Annotated in this window: 4 protein-coding genes; all 4 read left to right on the top strand. The window is 65.6% G+C overall.

Going from position 1 to position 2972, the window contains the following annotated elements; all coding sequences use genetic code 11:
- A partial coding sequence (locus EN742_RS30120) for an ABC transporter substrate-binding protein (RefSeq protein WP_148670359.1) occupies positions 1-790 on the top strand: 790 nt, incomplete at its 5' end.
- Positions 791-890: 100 nt separating this feature from the next.
- The gene (locus EN742_RS30125; protein ID WP_245455439.1) at positions 891-1718 is read left to right on the top strand and encodes an ABC transporter permease; all 828 of its coding nucleotides are present in this window, start codon (positions 891-893) and stop codon (positions 1716-1718) included.
- On the top strand, positions 1718-2518 hold the full coding sequence (locus EN742_RS30130; RefSeq protein WP_127407082.1) for an ABC transporter permease: 801 nt from the start codon (positions 1718-1720) through the stop codon (positions 2516-2518). The genes EN742_RS30125 and EN742_RS30130 overlap by 1 nt, the downstream gene beginning before the upstream one ends.
- On the top strand, positions 2515-2972 hold a 458-nt coding region (locus EN742_RS30135; RefSeq protein ID WP_148670360.1), incomplete at its 3' end, for an ABC transporter ATP-binding protein. The genes EN742_RS30130 and EN742_RS30135, both read left to right, overlap by 4 nt.

Consider the following 2972-nt stretch of genomic DNA (forward strand, 5'->3'; position numbering starts at 1 on the left):
CACCTGGGACGTGGTCGACGTCGAAATGGACTTCGCCATCAAGGCGGCCAAGGACGGGCTGCTCGAGCCGATCGACTTCGCCGTCGTGCCGAAGGACGATCTCGATCCGCGCTTCAGCAACGAGCACGCAATCGGCAGCTTCTACTATTCCTTCGTGCTCGCCTGGAACAAGGGCGCGGTCCCCGGCGAGCCGGCCGGTTGGGCCGACATGTTCGACACCAAGAAATTTCCCGGCAAGCGCACCTTCTACAAATGGTCGGCGCCAGGCGTCATCGAGATCGCGCTGCTGGCAGACGGCGTGCCGGCCGACAAGCTCTATCCGCTTGACCTCGACCGCGCCTTCAAGAAGCTCGACACCATCAAGTCCGACATCGTCTGGTGGGGCGGCGGCGCCGAGTCGCAGCAGCTGATCGCCTCCGGCGAGGCCGCCTTCGGCCAGCTCTGGAACGGCCGCGTCTTCGCGCTGGAGAAGGACGGCGCCGATGTCGGTGTCTCCTGGAACCAGAACCTCACCGCCGCCGACGTTCTCGTCGTCCCGAAGGGCGCCAAGAACAAGGACGCCGCCATGAAGTTCCTCGCCGCGGCGTCCAGCCCGACCGGCCAGGCGAAATTCGCCGAGGCGAGCGGCTATGCGCCGATCAACACCAAGGCCAAGGCCGAGATGCCCGCCGACGTGGTCAAGGGCCTGCCCGACGCCCATGTCGACGGCCAGATCAACCTCGACATGAACTACTGGGCCGAGCATCGCGACGAGATCGCCACGCGCTGGTACGCCTGGCAGGCGAAATGACGCCCGCCTTCTCGTGACAGAAGCGGGACGGCTTCCGCCGTCCCGCTTCGCAACCCGGGATACCGCTATGTCGGTGGAAATTGAACAGAGCATCGCCAGAATGCGTCTTCCGGCAGGCGTCGGCGGCCTGCTGCCGGCGCTGACCTTGATCGGGCTCTTCTTCGTCGTGCCGGTTTTGGCGCTGCTCCTGCGCAGCGTCACCGATCCGGCTCCCGGCCTGCAGAATTACGCTGCGCTGCTCGGCGACGGCACCTACGCGCGGGTGTTCTTCAACACCTTCCTCGTCGCCTTCGTCGTCACCATCGTCACCGTGCTCGTCGCCTTTCCGGTCGCCTGGATGCTGGCGATCATGCCGCCGGCCCTCGCCTCGATCCTGTTCGGCATCATTATCCTGTCGATGTGGACCAATCTCTTGACCCGCACCTATGCCTGGATGGTGCTCTTGCAGCGCACTGGCGTCATCAACCGGGCGCTGATAGCGACCGGCATCACCGACCAGCCGCTGCCGCTCATCAACAACCTTACCGGCGTCACCATCGGCATGGTCTACATCATGCTGCCGTTCATGATCCTGCCACTGGTCGGCACTCTGCGCGCAATCGATCCAATGACGCTTCGCGCGGCAGCGCTTTGCGGCGCCAGCCCGCTCGCCGCCTTTCGCCGCATCCTGTTGCCGCTCTCGCTTCCTGGCATTGCCGCCGGCGGGCTGATGGTCTTCGTCATGTCGCTCGGCTATTTCGTCACGCCGGCGCTGCTCGGCGGCACGTCGAACATGATGCTCGCCGAAATGATCGCGCAGATGATCCAGTCGCTGCTCAACTGGGGCCTCGGCAGCGCCGCAGCCTTCATCCTTCTGGTCGTCACCATGGCGCTCTACGCGCTGCAACTGCGCCTTGTCGGCTCAAAACGAGCCGCGGGAGGCGCCTGATGCTGCTCGACTACGACCGCCTGGGCTGGCTGAAGGTTGCACTGCTGACCTTCACCGCGCTCGTCGCCGCCTTCCTGCTGCTGCCCGTCATCTTCATTGTGCTGCTCTCCTTCGGCTCGTCGCGCTGGCTGGCCTTCCCGCCGCCGGGCTGGACGCTGAAATGGTATCAGGAGCTGTTCGCCGACCCGTCCTGGATCGAGGCGGCGCTGACCAGCGCCCGCATCGCCGCTCTGACGGCCCTGCTTGCCGTCGCCGTCGGCGTGCTTGCCTCCTTCGCGCTGGTTCGCGGTGAGTTCCGTGGGCGCGAGATTCTGCGCGGCCTGCTGCTGACGCCGATGGTGCTGCCGGTCGTTGTCTTCGCCATCGCCATCTACGCCTTCTTCCTGCGCCTTGGCCTCGGCGGCACCACGGTCGGCTTCGTCATTGCCCACACCGTGCTGGCGCTCCCCTTCGCCATCATCCCGATCGCCACGGCGCTCGAAGGCTTCGACAAGTCGATCGAGGACGCGGCCATCGTCTGCGGCGCCAGCCCGCTCCAGGCCAAGCTCAGGATCACCTTGCCGTCGATCCGCATCGGCATTTTCTCCGCCGCGATCTTTTCCTTCCTCGCCTCCTGGGACGAGGTGGTCGTGGCGATCTTCATGGCGAGCCCCACCTTGCAGACCTTGCCGGTCAAGATCTGGGGCAGCCTCCGCTCCGACCTCACCCCCGTCATTGCCGCCGCCTCCAGCCTGCTGGTCGCGCTCACGCTCGCCCTCATGGTGGTGACGGCACTCTTGCGCCGAAAGTTGCAGACATGACCGATCCTTTCCTGTCGATCCGCAAATTGCGCAAGGCTTTCGGCGCCTTCGTCGCCGTTCATGATGTGACGCTGGAGATTCCCAAAGGCGAGTTCCTGACCTTCCTCGGCCCGTCGGGCTCGGGAAAATCGACGACGCTCTATGCGATCGCCGGCTTCCAGGACCCGACCTCCGGCGATGTCCGGTTGCAGGGAAAGTCGCTGCTTGCGGTGCCCTCGCACAAGCGCAACATCGGCATGGTGTTCCAGCGCTACACGCTGTTTCCGCATCTGAGCGTCGCCGAAAACGTCGCCTTTCCGCTTCGCGTCCGCCGCCGGCCCGACCCCGAGGTCAAGCGCAAGGTCGCCGACATGCTCGCCCTGGTGCGGCTCGAAAGTTTCGCCGAACGGCTTCCGGGCGCGCTCTCCGGCGGCCAGCAGCAGCGCGTCGCGCTCGCCCGCGCGCTGGCCTACGA

Source organism: Mesorhizobium sp. M4A.F.Ca.ET.020.02.1.1 (assembly GCF_004022645.1).
GTDB lineage: Bacteria > Pseudomonadota > Alphaproteobacteria > Rhizobiales > Rhizobiaceae > Mesorhizobium.

Coding starts and splice junctions, on each gene's coding strand:
- EN742_RS30125 (WP_245455439.1), top strand. CDS start 891: ATGCGTCTTCCGGCAGGCGTCGGCGGCCTGCTGCCGGCGCTGACCTTG.
- EN742_RS30130 (WP_127407082.1), top strand. CDS start 1,718: ATGCTGCTCGACTACGACCGCCTGGGCTGGCTGAAGGTTGCACTGCTG.